This is a genomic window from Amycolatopsis sp. NPDC021455 (assembly GCF_040640995.1).
In the GTDB taxonomy this organism is placed as follows: Bacteria; Actinomycetota; Actinomycetes; order Mycobacteriales; family Pseudonocardiaceae; genus Amycolatopsis.
In genome coordinates this window covers 1-25,545 of the sequence record NZ_JBFACT010000017.1, presented here as the reverse complement: position 1 = coordinate 25,545, position 25,545 = coordinate 1, and the positions used below count along the sequence as shown (strand labels likewise).

Below are 25,545 nucleotides of genomic sequence, written 5' to 3'. Positions count from 1 at the left end.
AGGGGCATCACGGTGATACCCCGCCAATCACGAGTGATGCCCTTCTGATCACGCGAGTTCCGGGTTCCGGCTCGGCTGGAAGAAGGCCTGCAGTTTGCGGGCGGCGTCCGGGGACATCATCAGCTCGTGCATGTCCGCGGACCTCCGGGCGGCGGCGCCGGCGCGTTCGAACATCTCGCGTTCGTACTCGGCGACGGCGGCCGGGAAGTCGTCCGGGTGCGCGGCCAGCGCGCGGCCGAGCGAGGCGCCGTCGAGCAGGGCCATGTTGGCGCCTTCGCCCACCGCCGGCATCAGGTGCGCGGCGTCGCCGACCAGCGTGACGTCCGGTCGCGACGGCCAGGTCAGGCCGACCGGGAGCGTGGTCATCGACCGCGGCACGACCTTGTCGTCGCAGGCCTCGATCAGCGCGGTGATCTTCGGGTCCCAGCCCGGGAGCAGCTCGATCAGCCGCGCCCGGGCGGCGGCCGGGTCGTCGAACGGGATGCCGCTCGTGGCGAACCAGTCCTCGGCGGTGTTGGTGAAGCTGACGCCGATGCGGACGCGGCCGTCGCCGTTGCGCTGCGCCGCCAGGGATGTCCCGTTGCCGACCACCCAGTAGGTGCCGCGCCCGACCATCGCCGCGAGGTCCGGGTGCGTGCGGTCGATGTCGGGGATGCCGATCTCGACGACGTTCTTGCCGAGGGGCACCGGGCGGGCGTCGGTGACCAGGGGGCGGACCCGGGACTGCGCGCCGTCCGCGCCGACCAGCAGGTCGTACGCCGCGGTGCTGCCGTCGGCGAAGCGCAGGACGCCGTCGCTCGCGGATTCGAACGCGTGCCCCCAGCGCACCGTGTCGCCGGGGAGGGAGTCCAGCAGCAGGTCGCGCAGATCGGCGCGGTCGACCTCGGGCCGCAGGAGCGGGGCGTCGTCGGGCGTGTCCTCCTGGTGCAGGAGGGTGCCGTCCGGCTCGAGCAGCCGCATGTCCTGGCCCTCGCCACGGGCGATCGCGAAGAACCGCTCGAGCAGGCCGGCCTCGCGCAGCGCCCGCTGCCCGGAGTGGATGTCGAGCATGCTGCCCTGGTCGCGAGCGGTCCGCGAGGAGTCCCGTTCGTACACGACGGATTCGATGCCGTTCACGTGCAGCACGCGGGCGAGGGCCAGGCCGCCCATCCCGCCTCCGACGATGGCGATCGTCATGGGTCCCCCTTCGATACGCTGTATTGACTGATACAGCGTATCGCGACAGGCGTTGTATCGTCACCGGCATGTTGGTGTGGGAGCGGCCGGAGCCGCCGGAGCGGCCGGTGCCGGCCACGCTGAGCCGCGAGCGGATCGTCCGGGCGGCGGTCCGGCTGGCCGACGCGGACGGCCTGGACGCGGTGTCGCTGCGCAAGGTCGCCGCCGCGCTGGACGTCGGCCCGATGCGGCTGTACGGCTACATCGCCACCAAGGAAGAGCTGCTCGACCTGATGGTCGACGCGGTCTACGCCGAGATCCGGCCGGCCGGCGACGGCTGGCGGGAGGTGCTCCGCTCTCTCGCCGAAGCCGTCCGGAAGGCCGTGCACCGACACGAATGGCTGGCCGACCTGCTCGGCGGGCGGCCGCAGCTCGGGCCGAACACCATGGCCGCCGGCGAGGCCGTGCTGGCCGCGATGGGCGACGTCGGCCTCGACACGGTCGTGCCGGCGGTCGCCGCGGTCAACGCCTACGTGTACGGCGCGGTCCGCCGGGAGATCACCGAACGGCGTGCCGAGCGGACCTCCGGGATGGACAAGCGCCAGTGGCAAGCCGCCTACGGGCCCTATCTGGAGCGGACCTTCGCCACCGGCCGGTTCCCCGCGGTGGCCACGATGGTGCGCGACGGCCCCCACCTGGACGCCGGCGAGACCTTCCGCATCGGCCTCGACTTCGTCCTCGACGGCATCGCGGCCCGCGTCTCAAAGCACGCTCAGTAGCAGCTCGCGGCGAAGTCCCGGATCGCGTCCGACAGCCGCGTGGGGTCGAGCCTGAGCTCGACCGGGCTGCGGGCTTGGACGAACTCCGCGTCCGGCATGTCGACGGCGAGGGTGTCCGCGTCGCCGAACGGGTGGATCGGGTCGCCCTGGTGGCCGATCACCAGCGCCCGCGTGGTGATCTTGCGGCGCACCGACTTCGGCGGCGCGATCCGGCCGAACAGCACACCGTGCAGCAGCGCCGCCATCGGGGCCGGGCGCTGCGAGAGCGTGTCCGTGACGACGTCGACCCACTGGTTGCCGTGCGGGACGACGGACGCCGCGAGCGCGACCGCCTGCACCGTGAACGGCAGGAACCGGGCCGCCATCAGCAGCGGCGCGAACGTGATCAGCCCGGCGACGATGGCGTTGTCCAGCACCGGCATCTCGACGATCAGCCCGCGTGCCCGCTCGGGGGCCAGCACGGCCACTTCCAGCGAGACGTTCGCACCCAGCGACGTCCCGCCGATGACGGCCGAGGAGACCTCGAGGTGGTCCAGCAGCGCCAGGGTCTGCTCGGCGAACGACGGCATCGAGTACAGCCACGACTCGGTCGGGCGGTCCGAGTCGCCGTGGCCGAGCAGGTCGAGGGTGATCACCCGGAAGCCGGCGCGGGCCAGCCGGCGCGCCAGCGGCGCGTGCATCCGGCGGGTCAGCATGATGCCGTGGGTGAGGACGACGACCTTGTCGCCGCTGCCGAACTCGGTGTACCAGAGCCGGTGTCCCTCGTGGTCGAAGGAGCCGGTCAGCTCGATCGGGCGGGACTCGCGCCGGGTGGGCGCTTCGGTGGGTTCGGGTTCGATCGCGGTCGCGCTGGCCGGGCTCATGTCCCACCGTCCTCCCCGTGTCGTGAGGGTGAGTCTCTTTCAGGAAAGCATCCCCCGACCAGGTTGGCACAGTGACATGGGGGGCAATTGACAAGGCGCCAATGGCGGGTCGCCGCGGGCATGGGTCAAGATGACCCCATGACCGCTACTGCTGACAGTCTGCCCGACCTCGTGTCCCTGAAGGTCGACGTCGACGGCCATGTGGCCGGAGTGACGCTGCTCGGCCCCTCGAAGGGCAACGCGATGGGCCCGGACTTCTGGCGCGAGCTGCCGCTGGTGTTCCGCGCGCTGGACGCCGACCCGCAGGTCAGGGCCGTGGTGCTGACCGGCAGCGGGACGAACTTCTCCTACGGCCTCGACCTGCCGGCGATGATGGGCGACTGGGCGCCGATGCTGGGCGCGGACAACCTGGCCGGCCCGCGCACGGCGTTCCTCGACCACGTCCGGTCGCTGCAGGCGGCGGTCAGCTCGATCGCGGAATGCCGCAAACCGGTCGTCGCGGCCGTGTCCGGCTGGTGCATCGGCGGCGGCGTCGACGTCATCGCCGCGGCGGACGTCCGCTTGGCCAGCGCCGACGCGAAGTTCAGCGTCCGCGAAGTGCGCGTCGCGATCGTCGCGGACCTCGGCAGCCTGCAGCGGCTCGCGCCGATCATCGGCGAGGGGCACCTGCGGGAGCTGGCCCTGACCGGCAAGGACATCGACGCCGCCCGCGCCGAGAAGATCGGCCTGGTCAACGACGTCTACGAGAGCCAGGACGCGCTGCTGAAGGCCGCGCGCGAACTCGCCGGGGAGATCGCCGCGAACCCGCCGCTGGTGGTGCAGGGGACGAAGCAGGTGCTGGCGGCCAACACCGAGCGCCAGGTCGCCGACGGCCTCCGGTACGTCGCGGCGTGGAACTCGGCGTTCCTGCCCAGCAAGGACCTCGGCGAGGCAGTCCAGGCGTTCATGGAGCGCCGCAAGCCGGAGTTCAAAGGCGAATAGGAGGCAGCCGTGAGCGTCCACCACGCGTTCCGCGTCGCGCGGGACTACCTGCAGGCCCACCGCGAGGACTACGACACGGCCTACCGGGACTTCGCCTGGCCGGAGTTCGACGAGTTCAACTGGGCGATCGACTGGTTCGACGTCGTCGCGCACGACCCGGACAACGCCGAGCGGTACGCCCTCTGGATCGTCGAGGAGGACGGCACCGAGAACCGCTGGACCTACCCGGAGATGTCGGGCCGGTCCAACCAGGTGGCGAACTGGCTGCGCGGCCTCGGCGTCCGCCGCGGCGACCGGCTGATCCTCATGCTGGGCAACCAGGGCGAGCTGTGGGAGACGATCCTCGCGGCGATCAAGCTCGGTGCCGTGATCATCCCGGCGTCGACGCTGCTCGGGCCGGCCGACCTGACCGACCGCGTCGAGCGCGGCGCGGCGAAGCACGTCGTGGTCCGCTCGGTGGACGCGCCGAAGTTCGACGGCGTCGAAGGCGACTACACGCGCATCGCCGTCGGCGAGCCGGTCGAGGGCTGGCACTCGTACGCGACGGCGTTCGCGCAGTCGCCGGAGTTCACCCCGGACGGCCCGACGAAGGCGGCGGACCCGCTGCTGCTGTACTTCACCTCCGGCACGACGGCGAAGCCGAAGCTCGTGCAGCACACGCACGTCTCGTACCCGGTGGGTCACCTGTCGACGATGTACTGGATCGGCCTCGAGCCGGGCGACGTCCACCTGAACATCTCCTCGCCGGGCTGGGCGAAGCACGCGTGGAGCAACTTCTTCGCGCCCTGGAACGCCGAGGCCACGGTCTTCCTCTACAACTACAACCGGTTCGACGCGGGCGCGCTGCTCGCGCAGATGGACCGGTGCGGGGTGACCAGCTTCTGCGCCCCGCCGACGGTGTGGCGGATGCTCATCCAGGCCGACCTGACGGCACTGAAGACGCCGCCCCGCAAGGTCGTGGGCGCGGGGGAGCCGCTCAACCCGGAGGTGATCGACCAGGTCCGCAAGGCGTGGGGCGTCACCATCCGCGACGGCTTCGGGCAGACGGAGAGCAGCGTCCAGATCGCCAACACGCCGGGCCAGGACGTCGTGCCCGGCTCGATGGGCCGCCCGCTGCCCGGGTTCGTGGTGGCGCTGGTCGACCCGGTCAGCGGCGAGCGGGCGTCGGAGGGCGAGATCTGCCTCGACCTCGCGCACCGGCCGGTCGGCCTGATGACCGGCTACGCCGACGACGACGAGCGCACCTCGACGGCCTTCGCAGGCGGCTACTACCACACCGGTGACGTCGGTTCGATCGACGAGCGCGGCTACATCACCTACGTCGGGCGCACGGACGACGTCTTCAAGGCGTCGGACTACCGGATCTCGCCGTTCGAGCTGGAGAGCGTGCTCATCGAGCACGAGGCGGTGGCGGAGGCGGCGGTGGTCCCGGCCCCCGACCCGATCCGGCTCGCGGTGCCCAAGGCGTACGTCGTGCTGGCCGCGGGGTTCTCGCCGGACGCCGCGACCGCGCGGTCGATCCTGGCGTACTGCCGCGAGCACCTGGCGCCGTACAAGCGGATCCGGCGGCTCGAGTTCGCGGAGCTGCCGAAGACGATCTCGGGCAAGATCCGCCGCGTCAAGCTGCGGGGCCGCGAGAACGACCCTGCGCGGGGCGCCGGGACCGAGTACCGCGAGGAGGACTTCCCCGACCTGAAGTCCTGATCCGGATGCCCGAGCCCCGGGGGCACTTTCACGTGAAAGTGCCCCCGGTGAGCGCTCGTCAGCCGCGCGTGCCTTCGACCTGGCGGCCGTCTTCGGTGGAGCACGCCGTCACCGGGTCGTTCGGGCCGCTGCCGCACGTCCACTCGTCGAGCACCACCGGGCCCGGGCCGTCCGCGGAGGCGGCTTCCGCCGGGGTCAGCTTCGCGAAGTAGTCCTTCAGCAGCTTCGTCGCCGCGGCGCAGTCGACCTTGCCGTGGGCGACGACGGCCGTCTTCGCGCCGCCCGTGCCCGCGACTTCGCCGCAGGGCACGCCCGGTGCCGTCGACTCCGCCGCCGCCACCGCGGCGGGGACGGTGGCGGACGGCGCCACGGGGGCCGGGGTGTCGCTCCCGCAACCGGCCAGTGCGGCGGTCGCGGCGACGAGCAGCAGGGGGTACGCGAGTGTCTTCATGGGCCCTTCAGGAGCGGACGGGAGGGGACGGACTCACTCGGACGGCACAACGGCGGCGAACACCGTCTGCTCGCCTTTGGTACAGGTGGTGCCGCCCTGCGCGGCGGGCGGCCCGGAGGTGCACAGCCAGCCGTCGACGGTCTCGTTCACCGCGTCGTTCGAGCCGGCGTCCTGGCGCCCGGCGATCTTGCGGTGGAAGTCGCCGACGAGCTTCGTCGCCGTGGCGCAGGTGACCCCGGCGGAGCCGCTGTCGAAGACGTACAGCGTGAGCCCGCTGGCGGCGGTGACCGTGCCGCACGACCCGGGCACCGTCGGCGGCGGCCCGGACGGCTTGGTCACCGGGGCCGGCGCGGACGAACCACCGGTGGCGGCCGGAGGCGGCGGGGAGGTGCCGGGAGACGTCGTGGTGGTGGCCGCCGGTGCCGCCGAAGAAGGCGGGGCAGGGGGCGCCTGCGCGGCCGGGTCGCCGGCGCAAGCCGCGAGCGCGGGGACGGCGAGACAGGCCGCGAGCAACGGCCGCCACGTCCTCGTGGTGGCTGGGTGGGGCACCGCGATCGTTCCTCCCCGGTCAGGCCGACCCGGTCATTCTGGCCCATCGGGCCGGGGGCCCGTGGACCGGCTCGCCCACGAGTGTGCCGGAGATTACTCCAGCCGGGTGGCGGCCCGCTCCGGTGGCCCCCACTTGACCGTCCACAATGGACAATTAACATTCCGTTCACGCTCCGAAACCTCACGCTGCCATGAAGAATCGATCGGTCTAATTCCCGCTGTTCCGGTTAACATCCCGGCCCCGCGGGCCGAAGATCTTGGTGGAGGCCGAAGAGCTTCCCGTCCCCGAAACCCCTCCCGAGCCCGTGAGAGCGATGAACGACGACGCTGTGACCAGTACCGAAGACCCCGCCAGTCCGCCGACCGTCCCCAGCACCGTGGTCTGGTGCGGCGGCCGTCCGTACGTCCTCGAGGGACGCATCGGCCGCGCCCGCTGGATGGGCACCGACTTCCGTGGCCGCCCCGAGTCGCTGAGCAGCGCGGAGCTGCAGCGGCGCGGCTGGAGCCACCACCGCGCGAGCTGACGGCACCCGGGCCGCACCACCGGGCGGCCCGGCCCCGCTCCGCTGTTTAATTGGCCGGTGAGCACAGCCGCCCCGGAACCAGCCGCTCAGGCGAGCGCCGAACCGTCCCTGCTGAAGCAGGCCTTCAACGTCCCGAACATCCTGTCGCTGCTGCGGCTGGCCGGCGTGCCGGTGTTCCTCTGGCTGCTGCTCGGCCCGAAGGAGGACGGCTGGGCGCTCGCCCTGCTGGTGTTCAGCGCCCTGACCGACTGGCTCGACGGCAAGCTGGCCCGCTGGCTCAACCAGATGTCCCGGCTGGGACAGCTGCTCGACCCGGCGGCCGACCGGCTGTACATCCTCGCGACGCTCATCGCCTTCCTCGTCCGCGACATCATCCCCTGGTGGGTCGTCGTGCCGCTCGTGCTGCGGGAGGCCGTGCTCGGCGTCTGCGTCTACGCGCTGCGCCGCCGCGGCTTCGCCCCGCCCGAGGTCACCTACCTCGGCAAGGGCGCGACCTTCGTGCTGATGTACGCCTTCCCGTTCCTGCTGCTCGCGCAGGGTGGCTCGGACGTCGCCGCGGTCGCCCGGCCGATCGGCTACGCCTTCACGATCTGGGGCGCCGTCCTCTACGTCTGGTCGGGCGTGCTCTACGTCGTGCAGGCGCGCAACGCGCTCCGCGGCGCCGGAGACGACTGAGCGCGACTCTTTGCCCGGGTCGTGGCAGGCGGCTGGGCCGTGTGGGTGTAAGACTTCGCCCAGCACGTTTTCGCCAGTGAGGGCATGAAAGGGGACCGGCGGTGTCCGCTCCTGAAGAGCTTCGCTACACCGAGGAACACGAGTGGGTCGCCACCCGCGAGGAAACGCTCGTCCGGGTGGGCATCACCGAGTACGCGCAGGACCAGCTCGGGGACGTCGTGTTCGTCGACCTGCCCGAGGTCGGCAGGCAGGTGAGCGCGGGCGACGTCTTCGGCGAGGTCGAGTCGACCAAGAGCGTCTCCGAGCTGTTCGCGCCGGTCGACGGCGAGGTCGTCGCGGTCAACGACGCCGTCGCCGACTCGCCGGAGCTGATCAACAGCGACCCCTACGGCGAGGGCTGGCTGATCGAGATCCGGCTCGACGACCCGTCGGGGCTCGAAGCCCTGCTGGAGGCCGAAGCCTACGACGCGCTGACCAAGGGCTGAACCCCGCCGGAAGCGCACTGCGCCGGTTCGGGGAGCCGGGGCTCGGAGAATCGATCAGGCACGGTACGTTGGCAGCTACACGTTCTTGAGTACTGGCAACACAGCATGTGTGGAGGAGAGCTCAGGTGAGCACGAACGACGGGCCCGGCGGCGTTCCCCCGGAGCAGTCTCCGGAGCGGACCTCTGTCTTCCGGGCCGACTTCCTGGCCGAAGCCGAAGGTCGCGAGCCCGCCCCGGAGGCCCCGGTCCAGGGTGTCGACGCCCTGCCGGCGGGTTCGGCGCTGCTGGTCGTGAAGCGCGGGCCGAACGCGGGTTCGCGGTTCCTGCTCGACCGCGACACCACCAGCGCCGGACGGCACCCGGACAGCGACATCTTCCTGGACGACGTCACGGTCTCCCGCCGGCACGCCGAATTCCGGCGTGAGGGCGGCGAGTTCGTCGTCATCGACGTCGGCAGCCTCAACGGCACCTACGTCAACCGGGAACCGGTCGACCAGGCCGTCCTCGCCGGGGGCGACGAGGTCCAGATCGGGAAGTTCCGCCTGGTCTTCCTGACCGGCCCGGGTCACGGGGGCCAGGGGGCGCAGTGACGGCGGCCGGACGGCCACAACGTGACGGGTTGAGCATCGGGGCCGTCCTGGCGCAGCTGCGCGGGGACTTCCCCGATGTCACCATCTCCAAGATCCGGTTCCTCGAAGCCGAAGGCCTGGTCCAGCCGGGCCGGACGCCGTCGGGGTACCGGCAGTTCGCCGCGGCGGACGTGGAGCGTCTCAGGTTCGTCCTGGCCGCCCAGCGGGACCACTACCTTCCGTTGAAGGTCATCAAGGAACAGCTGGACGCGGCGGACTCGGGCAACGGGTCCGCCGCAGCCCTTCCCCGGCCGCCGCGCCGGCTGGTGCCGATCGACGCGCCGGCGGAGAACGTCGGCCTGCCGGTGGCGGACGACTTCGCCGCGGGCAAGGAACTGCGCCTGACCCAGGAGGAGCTCCTGGAGCAGGCCGGCATCGACGCGGCCGCACTGGCCGAACTGCGGCAGTACGGCCTGGTCCGGCCCGGTCCCGCCGGGTTCTTCGACCCGGACGCGGTGCTGGTGGCGCGGACGGTGAAGGCGATGACCGAATTCGGTATCGAGCCGAGACACCTGCGTGCCTTCCGCGCCGCGGCCGACCGCGAGGTCGGGTTGCTGGAGCAGATCGTGACCCCGGTGTACCGGCACCGTGACCCGGAAGCCAAGGCGCGGGCCGACGAGGTGGTCAGGGAGCTCGCGGCACTGTCCGTGACGCTGCACACGCTCCTCGTCAAGGCCGGAATCCGTGGCGTGTCCGGGTGTTGATCGTAACGGGGCAGTGAGATCCTCTTTGCGGTCCCATGTCAATGACTGAATGTTCGGCACCGCATGCCGTACCGTGAAGGCACGGGTTTGCGGCAGGCGAACCGAGAGAGTCCGGACAGCGAGCACAGCGCGCGGAGGACGGGTAGCGTCGACAGTGGCGGCGCGAAACCGGTTCAGCGCTGAAGCCCGTGTGCACGAGAGGGAGGCGAAGCCCGATGAGCGAAATGCGCGTCGTCGGTGTGCGGGTCGAGCTGCCCGCGAATCAGCCGATCTTGTTGCTGCGGGAGACCGAGGGTGAACGGTACCTGCCGATCTGGATCGGCTCGGTCGAAGCCACCGCCATCGCGTTGGAGCAGCAGGGAGTCCGCCCGGCCCGTCCGCTCACGCATGACCTGCTGAAAGAGGTCATCGGGGCGCTCGGCCGGGAGCTCGAGCAGGTCGTCATCACCGACCTGAAGGAGGGCACGTTCTTCGCGGAGCTGGTCTTCGACGGTGACATCCGGGTGTCCGCCCGGCCGAGCGACTCGGTCGCCCTGGCCCTGCGGATCGGCGTCCCCATCCACGCCGTGGACGCGGTGCTGGAGGAGGCCGGCCTGATCATCCCGGACGAGCAGGAGGACGAGGTCGAGAAGTTCCGCGAGTTCCTCGACTCGGTTTCCCCGGAAGACTTCCGCGGAGCGGACACGTAAGACCTTGCCTTGACGCGGACGTCAACGTCTAGCGTCGACGGCATGCGGATCGGAGAACTGGCGCAGCGCACGGGTGTCACCACCCGTGCGCTGCGGTTTTACGAGGACCAAGGTCTCCTCGCGGCCCGGCGCTCGGCGAACGGCTACCGCGAATACGACGAGGACGACGTCGGCCTGGTCGAGGAGATCCAGACCCTCCAGACGGTCGGCCTGACCCTCGAGGAGACGCGCCCGTTCGTCGAATGCCTGCGCAGCGGCCACGAAACCGGCGATTCGTGCGCGAGCTCGATCGAGGTGTACCGCCGCAAGCTGGAAGAAGCGGACGCGCTCCTCGCGCGGCTCGGCGGCATTCGCGCGGAACTGGCCGCGAAGCTCGCCGGCGCCCTCGCCCGGCAGGCGCCCGATCCGTGTGTCGTGCCCGAGTCCCCGCGCCCCTGAAGGAGCCCGAGTTGTCCGCTGTCACCGCCGAAGTCACCGCCGTCACCGATGCCACGTTCGCCGCCGAAGTCCTCGGCGGCGACGTTCCCGTGCTCGTCGAGTTCTGGGCCACCTGGTGCGGGCCCTGCCGGATGGTCGGCCCGGTGCTGGCGCAGCTGGCCGGCGAGCGCGCCGGCACCCTGTCCGTCCGGAAGATCAACGCCGACGAGAACCCGGAGACGACCCGGGCCTACCAGGTCATGTCCCTGCCGACGATGATCCTCTTCCGGAACGGCGAACCCGTGACGACGATCGTCGGCGCCTACCCGAAGGCCCGCATCGAGGAGCGTCTCGACCAAGCCCTCTAGGGTGCGGTCGCCTTGACGAAGGTCTCGGCGATCTCGCGGCCGTACGTTTCGACGTCCAGCGAAGGGTCGGCCGCGTAGGCCGCGGCGACGCCGTCGACGGCCTGGGCGATGGACATCGCCATCACCTCCGGCGTGAACTCGCCGAACACGCCCTCGGCCTGGCCCTGCTTGAGCTGGCGGGCCAGGCCGTGCACGCGCAGGTCGTCGACCAGCACCTTCGTCATCACCCAGCCGTCGGCGTCGTCGGCGTTGGCGGCCAGCTCGGTCAGCGCCCGGACGCATTCCGGGTACGCGCGCAGGAACGCGACCGACGTCTCGATGTGCGCCCGCAGGTAGCCGGGGCGGTCGGCGGGGTCGAGCCCGCCGCCGGTGCGTTCGGCGAGGAACTGGTGCTTCGTCTCGACGACCGTGCTGAGCACGGCCTGCATCAGGCCGGCCTTGTTCGTGAAGTGGTACGAGATCAGCCGGGTGCTGCTGAGCCCGGCGCGCTCCTTGATCTTGGCGAAGGTGGTCCGCCGGTAGCCCAGGTCGGCGAGCACGCCGATGGTCGCGCCGACGATCTGTGCGCGTCGCGCGGCTTCGGTGACGCTGAGGCCCAGCTCGGCCATGAGGTCGGGGTTTACTTGCATGAGTAAAAAGTTACTCAGCTGAGTAAAAGCGGTCAAGGGGTTTGGCTCACGCGACAGGGGGTACGGCGAACGGCTCAAAGGCTCATCCGGTCGTTGAGGCTTGCCGCGCGTCGCGTTGACCGGCACTGTCCGGGCGCTTACCGTCGAAGAAGGTAAATCGCCACGGTGTGATTCACGGTCTGGGGCCGGACCGTGGTGATTGATCTCCGGCGGGTCCCGCTCCTGGGACCGTCCGGCTGTCATTCGCCGGCCGCCAGGTCGGGCGAGGGGAGGCTTGCGTGGTCGAGGCTGGTTCCGAGAAGCAGCCTGTCGAGGTCGCGACTGGTGAGCAGGGAGAACTGTTCCCCGACAACTCGCTGCCCGACGAGCTGGTGGGCTACCGCGGCCCGGCCGCGTGCCAGATCGCCGGGATCACCTACCGCCAGCTCGACTACTGGGCGCGGACGAAGCTGGTCGCCCCCAGCATCCGCACCGCGCACGGCTCCGGCTCGCAGCGGCTGTACTCGTTCAAGGACATCCTGGTGCTCAAGGTGGTCAAGCGGCTGCTCGACACCGGGGTCTCCCTCCAGAACATCCGGGTCGCCGTCGACCACCTGCGCGTCCGCGGCGTCCGCGACCTCGCCCGCGTGACGCTCTTCTCCGACGGCACCACGGTCTACGAATGCACCTCCCCGGAGGAGATCGTCGACCTGCTCCAAGGCGGCCAGGGCGTCTTCGGCATCGCGGTCAGCGGAGCGATGCAGGAGATCAGCGGAACCATCCACGAGTTCCCGGCTGAACGCGCCGACGGCGGCATCATCGAGGCCCACGAACCGGACGAACTCACCCAGCGCCGCAACGCCCGCAAGACCGGTTGATCACCACCCCGGCGCACGGGGTAGGATTTTCCATGCGGTCGACGAAACCGCGCGGGAGAGACCGAGCCTCATATTGAGCTCGGCGCCGAAGGAGCAAGTCCTCCCCGGAACCTCTCAGGCACCCTGGACCGCGCGGACGAGACGCCTCTGGAAAGCGGGTCGTCAGGACACCACCTGATGGCCCCGCCGACGGTGCAAGCCCGGCTCAACCTGCGGGCGAAACTCTCAGGCGCCCTCGGGCAGGACAGAGTGGGGAGGTCGACCTACGGGGTTGGGTGGAGTGTGCTCGCGGAAGCGCTCGCCCTGACCCCTCCGGAGTGTCTTGTGGGGGTGCAACCCCCACACCCCGCCCGGCGGGCTTCGCCCCCGGACCCCCTCCCAGGGGCTTCGCCCCCGGACCCCCTCCCAGGGGCTTCGCCCCCGGACCCCGCTGTGGTCGCCTTCCCCGCCGTGAACGGCAACGCTGAGGCATGACTGGCACACCCACCCAGACCTCCCCCGCCGCCCCGATACGAAGCCAGAACACGGACGGTAGTGCCGGGTCAAGGCACGCTTTCCCGCCTTGACGCGGTGCTGCCGGCCGTAGTCACAATCGGGCTTCGGGGTGGTGGGCCACGGAACGCTGACCAAGGCGACTTGGCGCAGCCCAAGCGCGCTGCGCGTCGAGCGTGATCGGCAGGCGTTCCAGCCTTTGTGGCGCTGCCTGCGACGACACCACTTGCCGGAACCCCGCCGTGGTCGCCGTTCGCTAGTTCGTTCGTGTCGGTCGCGGGGGCGATAGGGTGGTTCATGCCCCTGAGTGCGCACCAAGTCAGAGCTTCGATCGCCGTGTCCGACATCGGCCGGGCCGTCGCGTTCTACGAAGGCAAGCTTGGCCTGCGGGCACTGCAGTCCGGCCCCAGTGCCCACGTCGCCGACGGCAGTCGGACCTACGGGTCCGGTGGTGGACCCGCCCTGAACGTGTACCAGTCCGTCACCGCCGGGAAGAGCGCGGCCACACTGGCGACCTGGTACGTCGACGACCTCGACGAAATCGTCGACGAACTCACCTCGACCGGCGTCGAGTTCACCCGCTACGACCAGTTCGAACACGACGCGAAAGGGATCACTGCCCGGGCCGGCGGGGGGCGTATCGCCTGGTTTCAGGACCCCGACGGCAACACCTTCGCCATCGAAGCCGACGTCTGAGCGGGCATGACCCCGCCGTGGTCGGTTGGTACGCAGCACGGTCGGGAGGCCATCGTGGAACCTACGCTCGCCTCGCTGGAACAGGGCATTCCCTTCGCCGACCGGCACATCGGGCCCGGTCCCGACGACCTGCGGCACATCCTCGACGTCATCGGCGTCGCCTCCCTCGACGAACTCGCCGAGCGCGCCGTCCCGGGGGCGCTGCGGGAGTCCGCCGCGCCGCTCGAACTGCCGCCGCCCGCCTCCGAAGCCCAGGCACTCGCCGAACTTCGCGAGCTTGCCTCGCGCAACCGGCTGACCGCGTCGATGATCGGGCTCGGGTACCACGACACCGTCACCCCGCCCGTGATCCGGCGGAACGTCCTCGAAAACCCCGCCTGGTACACCGCCTACACGCCCTACCAGCCCGAGATCTCCCAAGGGCGGCTCGAAGCGCTGCTCAACTTCCAGACCATGGTCGCCGACCTCACCGCGCTGCCGGTCGCCAACGCCTCCCTGCTCGACGAGGCCACCGCGGCCGCCGAGGCCATGACGCTGGTGCGGCGGGCCGGGCGAGCGAAATCGCACCGGTTCGTCGTCGACGAGGACACCCTGCCGCAGACCCTCGCCGTGCTCCGGACCCGGGCCGAGCCCCTGGACATCGAACTCGTCGTCGAGGACCTCTCCCAAGGCTTGACCGGGCTCGGGCTCGGCGGCGACTTCTTCGGCGTGCTCCTGTCCTACCCGGGCGCGTCCGGTGCCGTGCGGGAGCTCGACCTCACCATCGGCGAGGCCAAGAAGCACGGCGCGGCGGTGATCGTCGCCGCCGACCCCCTCGCCCTGACCCTGCTGCGCCCACCCGGCGAGCTCGGTGCCGACGTCGCCGTCGGATCGACGCAGCGGTTCGGCGTCCCGCTCGGCTTCGGCGGCCCGCACGCCGCGTACCTCGCCGTGCGGAAGGGACTCGAACGGCAGCTGCCCGGCCGGCTGGTCGGCGTCTCGAAGGACGCCGACGGCACGCCCGCCTACCGGCTCGCCCTACAGACTCGCGAACAGCACATCCGCCGCGAGAAGGCGACGTCGAACATCTGCACCGCGCAGGTCCTCCTGGCCGTGATGGCGTCGATGTACGCCGTGTACCACGGACCCGACGGCCTCCGTTCGATCGCGCTGCGGGCCCACCGGATGGCCACCGTGCTGGCCGCCGGCCTCGCCGAGGGCGGGGTCGACGTCGTGCACGGCGAGTTCTTCGACACCGTCGCCGCGGCGGTGCCCGGCCGCGCGGACGCCGTCGTCGCGGCGGCCCGCGACCTCGGCGTCTCGCTCCGCCGGATCGACGCCGACCACGTCGGCATCGCCTGCGACGAGACGACCACCCGCGAACGGCTTTCCTGCGTGTGGAAGGCGTTCGGCGTCTCGGTGTCCGATGTGGACGGACTCGACGCGGACACCGCCGACGCGCTCCCGGCCCCGCTGCGGCGGACGAGCGAGTACCTCACGCACCCGGTGTTCCACGCGCACCGCTCCGAAACCGCCATGCTGCGGTACCTGCGCCGGCTGGCCGAAAAGGACGTCGCACTCGACCGCAGCATGATCCCGCTCGGCTCGTGCACCATGAAACTCAACGCCACCGCCGAAATGGAGCCGGTCACCTGGCCGGAGTTCGCCGGGCTGCACCCGTTCGCCCCGGCCGAAGACGCCGCCGGGCTCCTGACGGTCGCCGCCGACCTGAGTGCCTGGCTCGCGCGGATCACCGGCTACGACGCGGTTTCCCTGCAGCCCAACGCCGGCAGCCAGGGCGAGTTCGCCGGCCTGCTCGCCATCCGCGCCTACCACCGCTCCCGGGGCGAGCACGCGCGCGACGTCTGCCTGATCCCGGCCAGCGCGCACGGCACGAACGCGGCCAGCGCGGTGATGGCGGGCATGCGCGTGGTCGTCGTCCGGTGCGACGACCGGGGCGACATCGACCTCGTCCACTTGCGGTCCACAGTGGACGAGCACCGGGCCGACCTCGCCGCGATCATGCTCACGTACCCGTCGACGCACGGGGTCTACGAAGACACCGTCGGCGAGGTGTGCGCGGCGGTGCACGACGCGGGCGGGCAGGTGTACGTCGACGGCGCCAACCTGAACGCGCTGATCGGCGTCGCCCAGTACGGCCGGTTCGGCGCCGACGTCTCGCACCTCAACCTGCACAAGACGTTCTGCATCCCGCACGGGGGCGGTGGGCCCGGCGTCGGCCCGATCGGGGTCCGCGCGCACCTGGCGCCGTTCCTGCCGAACCACCCGCTGCAGCCGGCCGCCGGCCCGGCCGGCGGCGTGGGCCCGGTCAGCGCGGCGCCGTGGGGGAGCGCGTCGATCCTGCCGATCTCCTGGGCCTACGTCCGGATGATGGGCGCCGAGGGCCTCCGCCGGGCGACGCTCGTCGCGGTGGCGAACGCGAACTACGTGGCCCGCCGCCTCGCCGGCCACTTTCCGGTGCTGTACACCGGCCGGGAAGGCCTGGTGGCGCACGAGTGCGTCCTCGACCTGCGGCCGCTGACGAGGGCCACCGGCGTCACGGTCGACGACGTCGCCAAACGGCTGGCGGACTACGGGCTGCACGCGCCCACGATGTCCTTCCCCGTCGCGGGCACGCTGATGGTGGAGCCGACGGAGAGCGAAGACCTCGCCGAGCTCGACCGCTTCTGCGCGGCGATGATCGCGATCCGCGGTGAAATCGACCGCGTCGCGGCGGGGGAGTGGCCGCTCGAAGAGTCGCCGCTGCGGCAGGCACCGCACACCGCCCGGTGCGTCGCGGGCGAGTGGGACCGGCCGTACGGCCGCGAGACCGCGGTGTTCCCCGCGGGGACGGCCGCACCGAAGATCTGGCCGCCGGTCCGCCGCATCGACGGCGCGGCGGGCGACCGCAACCTCGTCTGCTCCTGCCCGCCGCCGGAGGCGGTCGCCTCAAGCCCCTGAGAAGCGGACCAGCAGCTCGGCCCGGCTGGTCAGGCCCAGCTTGCGGTAGATCTGCTGGAGGTGCTTCTGCACGGTCCGCGGGCTGATGCCCAGGAGCCGGGCGACCTGCTGGTCGGTCGCCGCGCGGGCGACGGCGGTCGCCACCTCGCGTTCCCGCGCGGTCAGGACCTCGAGCGGCATTCCGGTGGCCGTCCGGACCGGCGGCCGGTCCTCGTGGGCGAAGGCCTGGGCGAGGTGTGGCGCGAGCAGGTCCACCAGCGCGTGGTCGCGCGGGGCGAACCCCGGCCGGGACCGGCTGAGCGTGAGGACGCGCCCGTGCCGGTGGTCGACCTGGACCACGCACAGCAGCTGGTCGACCGTCCCGCGCGGGCGGTAGAAGTCGGTGTAGATCGGCAATCCGCGCAACGTGCGGAGGTCGGCCAGGTCGCTCAGCGCCGCCGACGTGCCCAGCCGCAGCGCGCCCGAGCGGTAGGCGGCGAAGCCCGGGTGCTGGTGGGCCTGCGCGCGGAACTCCGGGTGGCGCATCAGGTTCTGCTCCGGACGGTCGGTCACCGTGCCGGTCAACCGCCGGGTCGTGTGCTCGGTGGCGGTGCACGAGATGACGTCGCAGCCGACGAGCCGCCCCAGCCCGGCCAGGCCGGGGCCGGGTCCGGAGTCCTTCAGCTCGCGCACGACTTCGAGGGCGCGGTGCAGGCACCGCGCCGTGAGTTCACTGGTCACTGCCGATCCCCCTCGGTTCTCCCGGTCGGAAAGACCCGGGCGAACCGAGGGAGATACCAACCGGGCATTACTGGGCGATACGGACGTTCATCGTCGTGTTCGGCCCGGCGCTCACCATCGACTGGGCGATGGCGCTGATCCCGGCCGGGGCGTTGTACTCGTTCTTGTTGTTCTTGTCCTCGTCGTCGCTGCGGAAGAAGCCCGACGAGTCCACCCCGGAGAACACGAGGTAACCGAAGCCGACGTTCGGGAACGCCGTCGTCGTGGCCACTCCGGGCGCGAAGAGGCAGAACCGCAGCAGCGTGTTGCTGTCGCTGGAGTTCGGGAAGATGTTGCCGCTGAACGAGTTGCGGTTGTTCTTGTCCTCGTTGTCGAAGCGCCGCGAGAACTCCTGGGAGCCGTTCGGGCAGTTCGCGCCGAGCTTCAGCACCGCGTACGGCCGGAACGAGCCGGACTGCACGACCCCGCGGAACGCGGTCCCGTTCACCCGGCAGAAGAAGAACTCGGTGTTGTTCGTGCTGTCGACCGCGCCGATGAACCCGCCGCGGGCGTTCTTGTTGTTCGTGTCCTCGTCGTCCATCCGGATCACGATGGCTTCGGTGCCGACCGGGCACGACCGGCTCGCCGGGATGACCCCGACGTCGGTCGTGGCCGCCTGGGCCGCGGCCGGTACCGTGAGCACTCCCGCGAGCGACGCGAGCAGCAGTGCCGGAACGGTGAAGAGTCGTTTCATGGTGTGCCTTCCTCCCCATTGCTGTGACCGGTCAAGGACACCAACCGGGCGGGGAGAGCGGCCATACGCACTTTTGCGTACGCGCACTGCGGCCGCACAGGAACGGCAGGTAGGTTGACGCCCATGGCGAGTGCGCACGGTCCCGTTCGGACGTCCGTGGTCGTGACCGGCGGCAGCGGCTTCATCGGCCGGGCCGTCGTGCGCGCCCTCCGCGACCGGGGCGTCCCGGTCACCGTCGTGGACCGGGTCGCGTTCCCCGAAGACCTCGACGGAGTGCGCGTGGTCGTCGGCGACCTGCGCGAGGCGGCCGTCCGCGAGCAGGCCGTGACCCGCGAGACCGCGGGCATCGTGCACCTCGCCGCGCTGACGTCGGTGCTCAAGTCGGTCGAGCTGCCCGAAGACACCTTCGCCGACAACGTCCTCGTCACCCAGGAACTGCTCGAACTCGCCCGCCGGCACGAGGTGCCGAAGTTCCTGTTCGCCTCGACCAACGCGGTGATCGGCAACGTCGGCACCGCGACCATCACCCCGGACCTGCCGCTGCGCCCGCTGACGCCGTACGGCGCCACGAAAGCGGCGTGCGAAATGCTGCTGGCGGGCTACGCGGGCGCGTACGGCATGACGACGTGTGCGTTGCGGTTCACCAACGTCTACGGTCCGGGAATGTCCCACAAGGACAGTTTCGTGCCGCGGATGATGCGCGCCGCGCTGACCGGCACCGGGGTCAAGGTCTACGGCGACGGCCGCCAGCGCCGCGACCTCGTGCACGTCGACGACGTCGTCCGCGCCGTCCTGCTGACCCTCGACAGCGGCTACTCCGGCCGCGCGATCGTCGGCGCCGGGCGCTCGGTGTCGGTGCTGGAGATGATCGAGGCCGTGCGCGAGGTGACCGGCGTGGAGCTGCCGGTGGAACACGTCGAGGCCCCGGCCGGCGAGATGCCCGCGGTCGTCGTCGACATCTCGGCGAGCGCGGAGACCATCGGCTACCGGCCGGAGGTCTCGCTGACCGACGGCCTGGCCACGGCATGGAAGTACTTCTCCGGCCTCGCGACACCGTGACCGGGTTCCTGCGCCGCCACTGGCTGCTTCTCCTGCTCCTCGTCCCGGCGATCGTCCTCCGGGTGCTGACCTGGCTGGCGTACCGCCCGGCGCTGCTGTTCATCGATTCGTTCCGGTACATCGACAACCTGCACGCACTGCGCGCCGACCAGCTCGACCCGATCGGCTACGACCTGGTGCTGCGGCCGCTGCTGGCCGTCGGCGGGCTCGCCTGGGTCGCGGCCGTCCAGCACGTCGGTGGTGTGCTCATCGCGATCGGCGTCTACGGGCTGGTCCTGCGCCTCGGCGGCCGTCCGTGGGCCGGCGCGCTCGCCGCCGCGCCGGTGCTGCTCGACGCGTACCAGCTGCAGATCGAGCAGAACATCATGTCGGAGGTGACCTTCGAGGCGGTGCTGCTCGGGCTCCTCTGGCTGCTGCTCGGCTGGGGCACGCCGGGCTGGAAGCGGGCCGGGGCAGCAGGGTTGCTGCTCGGCTTCGGCGTGCTCACGCGGCTGATCGGGATCTCGCTGGCCCTGCCGCTGCTGGTCTTCCTGGTCACCGCCGGGGGAGCGTGGCGGCGGTGGGCGGGCTGGCGCCGCGCCGGGATCGGCCTGCTGGGCCTGCTCGCCGTGCTCGTGCCGTACTCGGCGCGACTGCACTCGGAGACCGGCAAGTGGGGACTGTCCGGGCCGTCCGGGAACATGCTCTACGGCCGGACCGCCGCCGTCGCCGACTGCGCGAACCTTCACTTCGACCCGACGCTGATGGTGTTCTGCCCGGCCGAACCGCGCGAGACGCGGCTGGTGGACAACTACACGCACGCCGACCTCGACCCGAACTGGCCGGGCCCGCTGCCCCCGGGCGCGGACAAGGCGGCGCTGGCGCACGAGTTCGCGATCGGCGTCCTGAAGGCACAGCCCGGCGACGTCGCGGAAGCGATCCTGAACGACTTCGCCAAGAGCTTCGCCTGGACGCGCGAGCAGGACCCGACCGACGTCCCGCTCGATCGCTGGCAGTTCCAGCTCACCTACCCGCAGTGGGCCGACCAGTCCCTGATCGACCTGGTCACGCTGCAGAACGACGGCATCGTCGCGAGCGTCGACCAGCCACTGGCGAAGATCCTCCGCGACTACCAGCTCGGCGGCGGGTACGTCTCGGGCGGCGTGCTCGGCATCGGTGCCCTGCTGGGCCTGCTCACGGTGTTCCGGCGCAAGAAGCCCCTGGACCGTGCGCAGGCGGGAGCACTGCTGGCGGCGTCCAGCGGGCTCCTGCTGCTGTTCGCCTCGGCGGTGTTCCAGTTCTCCTGGCGCTACCAGCTCCCGGCGCTCGTGCTGCTGCCGGTCGCCGGTGCGCTCGGCTTCACGACGCTGACCTCGGCCGGCCGGAAACGCCTCGCCGCCTTCCCCGACGACGTCGACTCCGGCGCGCTCGACGACTTCCGCGGCCGTCACCCCGACCTTGAGCTGGCTCCGCTGACGGTCGTCATCGCCGCCTACAACGAGGCCGGCGGCATCGGCGAGGTCCTGGAAAAGATGCCCGACCAGTGCCTCGGCATGCCGGTCGACGTGCTCGTCGTCGTCGACGGCGGCACCGACGACACGGCCGCGATCGCCGAAGACCACGGCGCGTACGTCTGCGTCGCCCCGCGCAACCGCGGCCAGGGTGCCGCGCTGCGGCTGGGGTACCACCTCGCGGCCGAGGCCGGCGCCGAGTACGTCGTCACGACCGACGCCGACGGCCAGTACGACAACAGCGAGCTGGAGGCGCTCGTCCGCCCGGTCGTCGACGGCACCGCCGACTTCGTCACCGGGTCCCGGCGGCTCGGGCACGAGGAGGCCGACAGCCGCGTGCGGTGGCTCGGCGTCCGGGTGTTCGCGGTGCTCGCGTCGGTGCTGACCGCGCGGCGGATCACCGACACGTCGTTCGGCTTCCGCGCGATGCGGGCGGAGCTGGCGTGCTCGGTGCCGCTCCACGAGCCGCAGTACCAGTCGTCGGAGCTGCTGCTCGGCGTGACCGCGTGGGGCGCCCGGGTCACCGAGCTGCCGATGAGCATGCGGCTGCGCAAGGCGGGAAAGAGCAAGAAGGGCGGCAGCCTCGTCTACGGCGCCAACTACGCCCGCGTCATGACCGGGACGTGGTGGCGGGGATACGTGCTGCGCCGCGGCCGAACACGACCCGGTCGAGCAGGGTGAACTTGACGGCGAAGACCAGCGCGTAGCTGGCGACGTACGCGCCGTCGACGAGCACGACCCACCAGAAGTGCGGCAGGTCCAGCGGGTCGAGCAGCGAGCCCGCGAGGGTCGTCAGGCCGATCGACGCCAGCCCGCCGAGCCCGATCACCGCGAGGTAGGGGAGCAGTTCGCGCCGGACGCGCGGGCGCCCGGTGCGGCCCCACACCCAGCGTCGCGTGACCAGGAAGTTCAGCACCGCCCCGGCCGCCCACGCGAGGGTGCTCGCCAGCGCCGGGACTCCGCCGGCGGCGAGGACGGCCAGCAGCACGACCTGGCTGAGGACCGTGGCCGCGACGGACGTCGCCGCGGCGCGCGCCAGCCGGGCCCAGCCGCGGCGGCGGGTCTTCTCCGCCGTGCGGGGCCGCACGCCGTTGGTTACGGTCGTCATGCCCCCATCCTCCCCGCGGGCCGGCCGCGCCGCCGTCCGGCCCCCTCACGCATAGGAGATTCACAGGTCATTGCCAGGTCTTCATCAGCACGTGATCTATAGCGTTCGTGTGGCGTTAAACGAGCAGGAAAGGCGGCACAATGCGTGTGCTGGTTCTCGGCGGTGACGGATATCTGGGCTGGCCGACCGCGTTGCACCTATCGGACAAAGGTCACGAGGTGGCCGTTCTCGACAATTTCGCGCGGCGTGGGTACGACGCGGAGCTCGGCGTCGAAAGCCTGGTCCCGATCGAATCCCTCGCCGGCCGCATCACCGCCTGGAAGGAGGTCTCCGGCCGGACGATCACCAGCTACGAAGGTGATCTGCTCGACGCGGAGTTCCTGTTCGAGGCGGTGCGCGACTTCGCGCCGGACGCCGTGGTCCACTACGCCGAGCAACGATCGGCGCCGTATTCCATGATCGACCGCGAACACGCGGTGTACACGCAGCACAACAATGTGATCGGCACGCTGAACCTGCTCTACGCGATCGCCGAGATCGATCCGGCGATCCACCTGGTCAAACTGGGCACGATGGGTGAATACGGCACGCCGAACGTCGACATCGAAGAAGGCTGGCTCGATCTCGAGCACAACGGGCGCACGGACCGGGTGCTGTTCCCGAAACGGCCGGGTTCCTTCTACCACCTGACGAAGGTCCACGATTCGCACAACATCGAATTCACCTGCCGCGCGTGGGGCCTGCGGGCCACCGACCTCAACCAGGGCGTGGTATACGGCCAGCAGACACCGCAGACGGCGCGGGACCCGCGGCTCGCGACCCGGTTCGACTACGACGCGGTGTTCGGCACGGTGCTGAACCGGTTCGTCATCCAGGCGGTGCTGGGCCAGCCGCTGACCGTGTACGGCAAGGGCGCGCAGACCCGCGGCCTCATCGACATCCGCGACACCGTGGAGTGCATCCGCCTGGCCGTCGAACACCCCGCCGGGCCGGGGGAGTTCCGCGTCTTCAACCAGATGACCGAGAGCCTGTCGGTGGCCGGCATCGCCGACCTCGTCGCCGACCGGTTCCCCGGCCCGGTGCAGATCGAGCACTTGGAGAACCCGCGCACCGAGGCGCCGGAGCACTACTACAACGTCAAGCACACCGGGCTGGTCGGGCTGGGCCTGGAGCCGCACCTGCTGTCCGACACCCTGATCGAGTCGATGTTCGACATCGTCGGCGCCAACAAGCACCGGGTGAACCCGGAGAAGCTGCGCCCGACCGTGCGCTGGCGGGGCGCGCTGAAGGGCTAGCGGTGCGGGGTCGCGTGCGGGCTCCCCGTCCGGGAGCCCGCACGCACCGGCTCATGCCGGGATCTTGTCGAGGAAGCCGTGCACCTTGGCGATCCGGCCGTTCTCGATCTCGATGACGTCGAACCCGATCGCGACCGGCTCGGCCCCGGGCATGCCGAGGTACCACTGGAACCGCGCGAGGTGGTGGTGGGCGTCCGGCTCCGCCGGCAGGCTGAAGGTGAGCCCGCCGAACTGCTGCTGGGCCCCGGCCACGAACTGGTCGATCCCGTCGTGCCCGGTGACGGCGCCGATCGGGTCGGTGAAGCCGGCCTCCTCGGTGAAGACGTCGGCGACGAGGGCGCGCCGCTTGTCGGCGTCGGTCTCGTTCCAGACGGCGATGTACTGCTCGACGAGGCCACGGACGTCGGTCATGGTGGTTCCTTTCCTTGGGGGACAACGGGTTCCGCTGTCCTGCGCTGGGACCGACTCTGGCGGGCGAGCGGCGGCGCGTCGATTACGCGAGAGGTAATGCGAAGGCATTACCCCCGAAGTAATGGCAGCGGTCCGATGATCGTCGTAGCGTCGCTCGCGTGACGACTACGGTGCAGGCGGCCGCGCGGCAGCGGCCGGTCGGGCAGCTGCTGCGGGAATGGCGCGACCGGCGCCGGATCAGCCAGCTCGACCTGGCGATCTCGGCGGACATCTCGACCCGCCACCTGAGCTTCGTGGAGACCGGCCGGTCCCAGCCGAGCCGGGACATGGTCCTGCGGCTCGGCGAGCACCTCGACGTGCCGCTGCGGGAACGCAACCGGCTGCTGCTGGCCGCCGGCTACGCGCCCGCCTACCCGGAGAACGCCTTGCCGGACCCCGAGATGTCCGCCGTCCGCGCGGCCGTCCGGCAGCTGCTCGCCGGCCACGAGCCGTACCCGGCGGCCGTCGTCGACCGGAACTGGGACCTCGTCGACGCCAACGCCGGCACCGGGCTGTTCGTCGCCGGGATCCCGCCGGAGCTGACCACCAACGTGCTGCGCGCGACCCTGCACCCCGACGGCATGGCTCCGCACATCCGGAACCTCGGGGAGTGGCGCGCGCACCTGCTGGGCCGGCTGCGGCGCCAGGTGAGCCAGACCGCGGACGCCGGTCTCGCCGACCTCCTCGACGAGCTGCGCGGCTACCCGTGCGACCAGCCCGTGCCCGAAGTGGAGGTCCCCGGACCGGGTGACATCTTCGTGCCCCTGCGGTTCCGCCACGAAGGCACCGACCTGACGTTCTTCAGCACGGTCGCCACGTTCGGCACCCCGCTGGACGTCACCGTGGCCGAGCTGATGATCGAGTCCTTCTTCCCGGCCGACCCGGCGACGGCGGCGTATCTGCGCGAGCGGGCCGCCCGGGTGGGATGATGGGGGTCCGCGCAGCATCCGAAGTGAGGATCACCGGTTGATGGCCGTCCCTTCGCTCGCCCTGTCCGACGGAGTCCGCATCCCCCAGCTGCTGTTCGGCGTCGCGGGCCTGTCCGCGGCCGAAACCGGCCGCGCCGTCCGCATCGCCCTCGACACCGGCTACCGCGGCATCGACACCACGCCGGGAACCGAGGCGGCGGTGGGCGCGGTGCTCGCCGCGGCCGAAATACCGCGCGAAGAACTGTTCGTCACCGTGCACGTGCCGGCGCAGGGCTACGACACGGCCCGCCGCGCGGCCGACCAGGCGCTGGCCGCGCTGGGGCTCGAGCGGGCCGACCTGTGCCTGCTGGAGGGCACGAAAGGCGCGTTCACCGACACCTGGCGCGTCCTGGGCCGCCTGCGGGCCGACGGCCGCGTCCGCGCGGTCGGCGTGGCCGGGTTCGGCGTCGCCGAGCTGCGGCGGCTGATCGACGCGACCGGCTCGGTGCCCGTGGTCAACCAGGTCGAGCTGCACCCGTGGCTGCAGCAGCTCCCGCTGCGGGAGTTCCACGACGGGCGCGGCATCCTGACGGTCGCGTCGAGCCCGGCCGCGAACTCGGCGCTGCTGGCCGACGAGACGGTCACCGCGCTCGCGGCGAAGTACGGCAAGACGCCGTCCCAGATCATGCTCCGATGGCACCTGCAGACGGGCACGGTCGCGGTGGCGGCCTCGGCGACCACGACCCGGACCCGCGAGCACTTCGGGATCTTCGACTTCGAACTGGCCGACGACGACCTCGCGGTGGTCGCGGAACTCGACAACGGCACCCGCGTCTAGTGTCGCGCGTCCGCGGCTCGTCCGCAGTGGCCCGGCTCTCATGCGCCCCAATGAGGGTTTCTCAGTAGCGTCGATGTCTGGTGTGGTGAGGCGGGTTGCCCCGCGCGGCTACCTGCGCCCGGCGAACTCCTGCGCCCGGCGGTAGCCGTGAATCCCGCGGGGCTGCGGGGCTGGGGTGTCTTGAACGAGTCGTTCGAGACACCCCAGGTCCTGAACGACTCGTTCAAGACATGAGGGGCCGCAGCCGCCCAGTGGCCTGCCACGCCGGACCCCCGCAGCCCGCCAGTGAGAAAACCCCAATGTGGCGTTGGGGGGGGGGGGGGGCCCCCACAACACACACGCAGGGTGTGAAAAGAA

The 25,545-nt window shown here is 71.2% G+C and carries 28 protein-coding genes and 1 riboswitch; of the genes, 19 read left to right on the top strand and 9 right to left on the bottom strand.

Annotated features, from left to right (window positions below; translation table 11 throughout):
* Positions 1–48: 48 nt before the first annotated feature.
* Positions 49–1,176: an FAD-dependent monooxygenase gene (locus AB0G28_RS21205; protein WP_361091242.1), complete on the bottom strand. Its 1,128-nt coding sequence runs from the start codon at positions 1,174–1,176 to the stop codon at positions 49–51.
* 68 nt (positions 1,177–1,244) lie between these two features.
* Here AB0G28_RS21205 and AB0G28_RS21200 point away from each other — a divergent pair, with 68 nt between their 5' ends.
* On the top strand, positions 1,245–1,934 hold the full coding sequence (locus tag AB0G28_RS21200) for a TetR/AcrR family transcriptional regulator C-terminal domain-containing protein (RefSeq protein WP_361091239.1): 690 nt from the start codon (positions 1,245–1,247) through the stop codon (positions 1,932–1,934).
* On the opposite strand, the gene AB0G28_RS21195 is transcribed toward AB0G28_RS21200, so the two are convergent.
* Positions 1,928–2,797 (bottom strand): alpha/beta fold hydrolase, encoded by an 870-nt coding sequence (locus tag AB0G28_RS21195; RefSeq protein WP_361091236.1) that lies wholly within the window; start codon positions 2,795–2,797, stop codon positions 1,928–1,930. The two genes, AB0G28_RS21200 and AB0G28_RS21195, sit on opposite strands and share 7 nt — an antisense overlap.
* Before the next feature lie 138 nt (positions 2,798–2,935).
* Between AB0G28_RS21195 and AB0G28_RS21190 the strand changes: the two genes are divergently transcribed.
* Both AB0G28_RS21190 and AB0G28_RS21185 read left to right on the top strand, forming a co-directional pair.
* A complete protein-coding gene (locus AB0G28_RS21190) occupies positions 2,936–3,778 on the top strand; it encodes a crotonase/enoyl-CoA hydratase family protein (protein ID WP_361091233.1) in 843 nt (280 codons plus the stop codon).
* A gap of 9 nt (positions 3,779–3,787) precedes the next feature.
* Entirely contained in the window at positions 3,788–5,482 is a 1,695-nt protein-coding gene (locus AB0G28_RS21185) for an AMP-binding protein (RefSeq protein ID WP_361091230.1), read from the top strand.
* Between the two features lie 58 nt (positions 5,483–5,540).
* Here the strand turns inward: AB0G28_RS21185 and AB0G28_RS21180 are convergent, their stop codons facing one another.
* On the bottom strand, positions 5,541–5,933 hold the full coding sequence (locus AB0G28_RS21180) for a hypothetical protein (RefSeq protein WP_361091226.1): 393 nt from the start codon (positions 5,931–5,933) through the stop codon (positions 5,541–5,543).
* 33 nt (positions 5,934–5,966) lie between these two features.
* Entirely contained in the window at positions 5,967–6,482 is a 516-nt protein-coding gene (locus AB0G28_RS21175) for a hypothetical protein (RefSeq protein ID WP_361091223.1), read from the bottom strand.
* 314 nt (positions 6,483–6,796) lie between these two features.
* Here AB0G28_RS21175 and AB0G28_RS21170 point away from each other — a divergent pair, with 314 nt between their 5' ends.
* From AB0G28_RS21170 to trxA, 8 genes are all read left to right on the top strand, one after another.
* Positions 6,797–7,006 (top strand): hypothetical protein, encoded by a 210-nt coding sequence (locus AB0G28_RS21170; RefSeq protein ID WP_361091220.1) that lies wholly within the window; start codon positions 6,797–6,799, stop codon positions 7,004–7,006.
* Between the two features lie 57 nt (positions 7,007–7,063).
* Entirely contained in the window at positions 7,064–7,681 is a 618-nt protein-coding gene (locus AB0G28_RS21165) for a CDP-alcohol phosphatidyltransferase family protein (protein ID WP_361091217.1), read from the top strand.
* A 101-nt stretch (positions 7,682–7,782) separates the two neighbouring features.
* Entirely contained in the window at positions 7,783–8,166 is a 384-nt protein-coding gene (gcvH, locus tag AB0G28_RS21160) for a glycine cleavage system protein GcvH (protein WP_361091214.1), read from the top strand.
* Between the two features lie 125 nt (positions 8,167–8,291).
* Complete coding sequence (gene garA, locus AB0G28_RS21155) at positions 8,292–8,756, top strand: glycogen accumulation regulator GarA (protein ID WP_086844851.1); 465 nt, start codon at positions 8,292–8,294, stop codon at positions 8,754–8,756.
* Positions 8,753–9,499, top strand: coding sequence for a MerR family transcriptional regulator (locus AB0G28_RS21150; protein ID WP_361091211.1), 747 nt, complete (start codon positions 8,753–8,755; stop codon positions 9,497–9,499). Before garA ends, AB0G28_RS21150 begins: the two co-directional genes overlap by 4 nt.
* Before the next feature lie 215 nt (positions 9,500–9,714).
* Entirely contained in the window at positions 9,715–10,188 is a 474-nt protein-coding gene (locus tag AB0G28_RS21145) for a bifunctional nuclease family protein (protein ID WP_009078856.1), read from the top strand.
* A 42-nt stretch (positions 10,189–10,230) separates the two neighbouring features.
* The gene (locus AB0G28_RS21140; protein WP_361091208.1) at positions 10,231–10,626 is read left to right on the top strand and encodes a MerR family transcriptional regulator; all 396 of its coding nucleotides are present in this window, start codon (positions 10,231–10,233) and stop codon (positions 10,624–10,626) included.
* Between the two features lie 11 nt (positions 10,627–10,637).
* Positions 10,638–10,973 (top strand): thioredoxin, encoded by a 336-nt coding sequence (trxA, locus tag AB0G28_RS21135; protein WP_361091205.1) that lies wholly within the window; start codon positions 10,638–10,640, stop codon positions 10,971–10,973.
* On the opposite strand, the gene AB0G28_RS21130 is transcribed toward trxA, so the two are convergent.
* A complete protein-coding gene (locus AB0G28_RS21130) occupies positions 10,970–11,581 on the bottom strand; it encodes a TetR/AcrR family transcriptional regulator (protein WP_361091504.1) in 612 nt (203 codons plus the stop codon). The two genes, trxA and AB0G28_RS21130, sit on opposite strands and share 4 nt — an antisense overlap.
* Before the next feature lie 299 nt (positions 11,582–11,880).
* Here AB0G28_RS21130 and AB0G28_RS21125 point away from each other — a divergent pair, with 299 nt between their 5' ends.
* The 3 genes from AB0G28_RS21125 to gcvP all read left to right on the top strand — a co-directional run bounded on the left by AB0G28_RS21125 (position 11,881) and on the right by gcvP (position 16,587).
* Positions 11,881–12,459, top strand: a complete 579-nt coding sequence (locus AB0G28_RS21125; protein ID WP_361091202.1) for a MerR family transcriptional regulator — start codon at positions 11,881–11,883, stop codon at positions 12,457–12,459.
* A 42-nt stretch (positions 12,460–12,501) separates the two neighbouring features.
* Positions 12,502–12,600, top strand: a riboswitch (glycine riboswitch).
* Between the two features lie 648 nt (positions 12,601–13,248).
* Positions 13,249–13,647, top strand: coding sequence for a VOC family protein (locus AB0G28_RS21120; protein ID WP_361091501.1), 399 nt, complete (start codon positions 13,249–13,251; stop codon positions 13,645–13,647).
* A gap of 54 nt (positions 13,648–13,701) precedes the next feature.
* Positions 13,702–16,587, top strand: a complete 2,886-nt coding sequence (gene gcvP / locus AB0G28_RS21115; RefSeq protein ID WP_361091199.1) for an aminomethyl-transferring glycine dehydrogenase — start codon at positions 13,702–13,704, stop codon at positions 16,585–16,587.
* Here gcvP and AB0G28_RS21110 read toward each other — a convergent pair.
* Together AB0G28_RS21110 and AB0G28_RS21105 are read right to left on the bottom strand one after the other, a co-directional pair.
* Positions 16,576–17,307 (bottom strand): helix-turn-helix transcriptional regulator, encoded by a 732-nt coding sequence (locus AB0G28_RS21110; protein WP_361091196.1) that lies wholly within the window; start codon positions 17,305–17,307, stop codon positions 16,576–16,578. The genes gcvP and AB0G28_RS21110 overlap by 12 nt on opposite strands.
* 67 nt (positions 17,308–17,374) lie before the next feature.
* On the bottom strand, positions 17,375–18,040 hold the full coding sequence (locus tag AB0G28_RS21105) for a hypothetical protein (protein ID WP_361091193.1): 666 nt from the start codon (positions 18,038–18,040) through the stop codon (positions 17,375–17,377).
* 123 nt (positions 18,041–18,163) lie between these two features.
* Here AB0G28_RS21105 and AB0G28_RS21100 point away from each other — a divergent pair, with 123 nt between their 5' ends.
* Positions 18,164–19,099: an NAD-dependent epimerase/dehydratase family protein gene (locus tag AB0G28_RS21100; protein WP_361091190.1), complete on the top strand. Its 936-nt coding sequence runs from the start codon at positions 18,164–18,166 to the stop codon at positions 19,097–19,099.
* On the top strand, positions 19,096–21,270 hold the full coding sequence (locus tag AB0G28_RS21095) for a glycosyltransferase family 2 protein (protein WP_361091498.1): 2,175 nt from the start codon (positions 19,096–19,098) through the stop codon (positions 21,268–21,270). The genes AB0G28_RS21100 and AB0G28_RS21095 overlap by 4 nt, the downstream gene beginning before the upstream one ends.
* Here the strand turns inward: AB0G28_RS21095 and AB0G28_RS21090 are convergent.
* On the bottom strand, positions 21,200–21,697 hold the full coding sequence (locus tag AB0G28_RS21090) for a GtrA family protein (RefSeq protein ID WP_361091187.1): 498 nt from the start codon (positions 21,695–21,697) through the stop codon (positions 21,200–21,202). The two genes, AB0G28_RS21095 and AB0G28_RS21090, sit on opposite strands and share 71 nt — an antisense overlap.
* Before the next feature lie 140 nt (positions 21,698–21,837).
* Here AB0G28_RS21090 and AB0G28_RS21085 point away from each other — a divergent pair, with 140 nt between their 5' ends.
* Complete coding sequence (locus AB0G28_RS21085) at positions 21,838–22,992, top strand: NAD-dependent epimerase/dehydratase family protein (RefSeq protein ID WP_361091184.1); 1,155 nt, start codon at positions 21,838–21,840, stop codon at positions 22,990–22,992.
* A gap of 51 nt (positions 22,993–23,043) precedes the next feature.
* Here the strand turns inward: AB0G28_RS21085 and AB0G28_RS21080 are convergent, their stop codons facing one another.
* Positions 23,044–23,403: a nuclear transport factor 2 family protein gene (locus AB0G28_RS21080; RefSeq protein ID WP_361091181.1), complete on the bottom strand. Its 360-nt coding sequence runs from the start codon at positions 23,401–23,403 to the stop codon at positions 23,044–23,046.
* Between the two features lie 158 nt (positions 23,404–23,561).
* On the opposite strand from AB0G28_RS21080, the gene AB0G28_RS21075 reads away from it, so the two are divergent.
* Complete coding sequence (locus AB0G28_RS21075) at positions 23,562–24,371, top strand: helix-turn-helix transcriptional regulator (protein ID WP_361091178.1); 810 nt, start codon at positions 23,562–23,564, stop codon at positions 24,369–24,371.
* Positions 24,372–24,411: 40 nt separating this feature from the next.
* Complete coding sequence (locus AB0G28_RS21070; RefSeq protein ID WP_361091175.1) at positions 24,412–25,188, top strand: aldo/keto reductase; 777 nt, start codon at positions 24,412–24,414, stop codon at positions 25,186–25,188.
* Positions 25,189–25,545 lie beyond the last annotated feature (357 nt).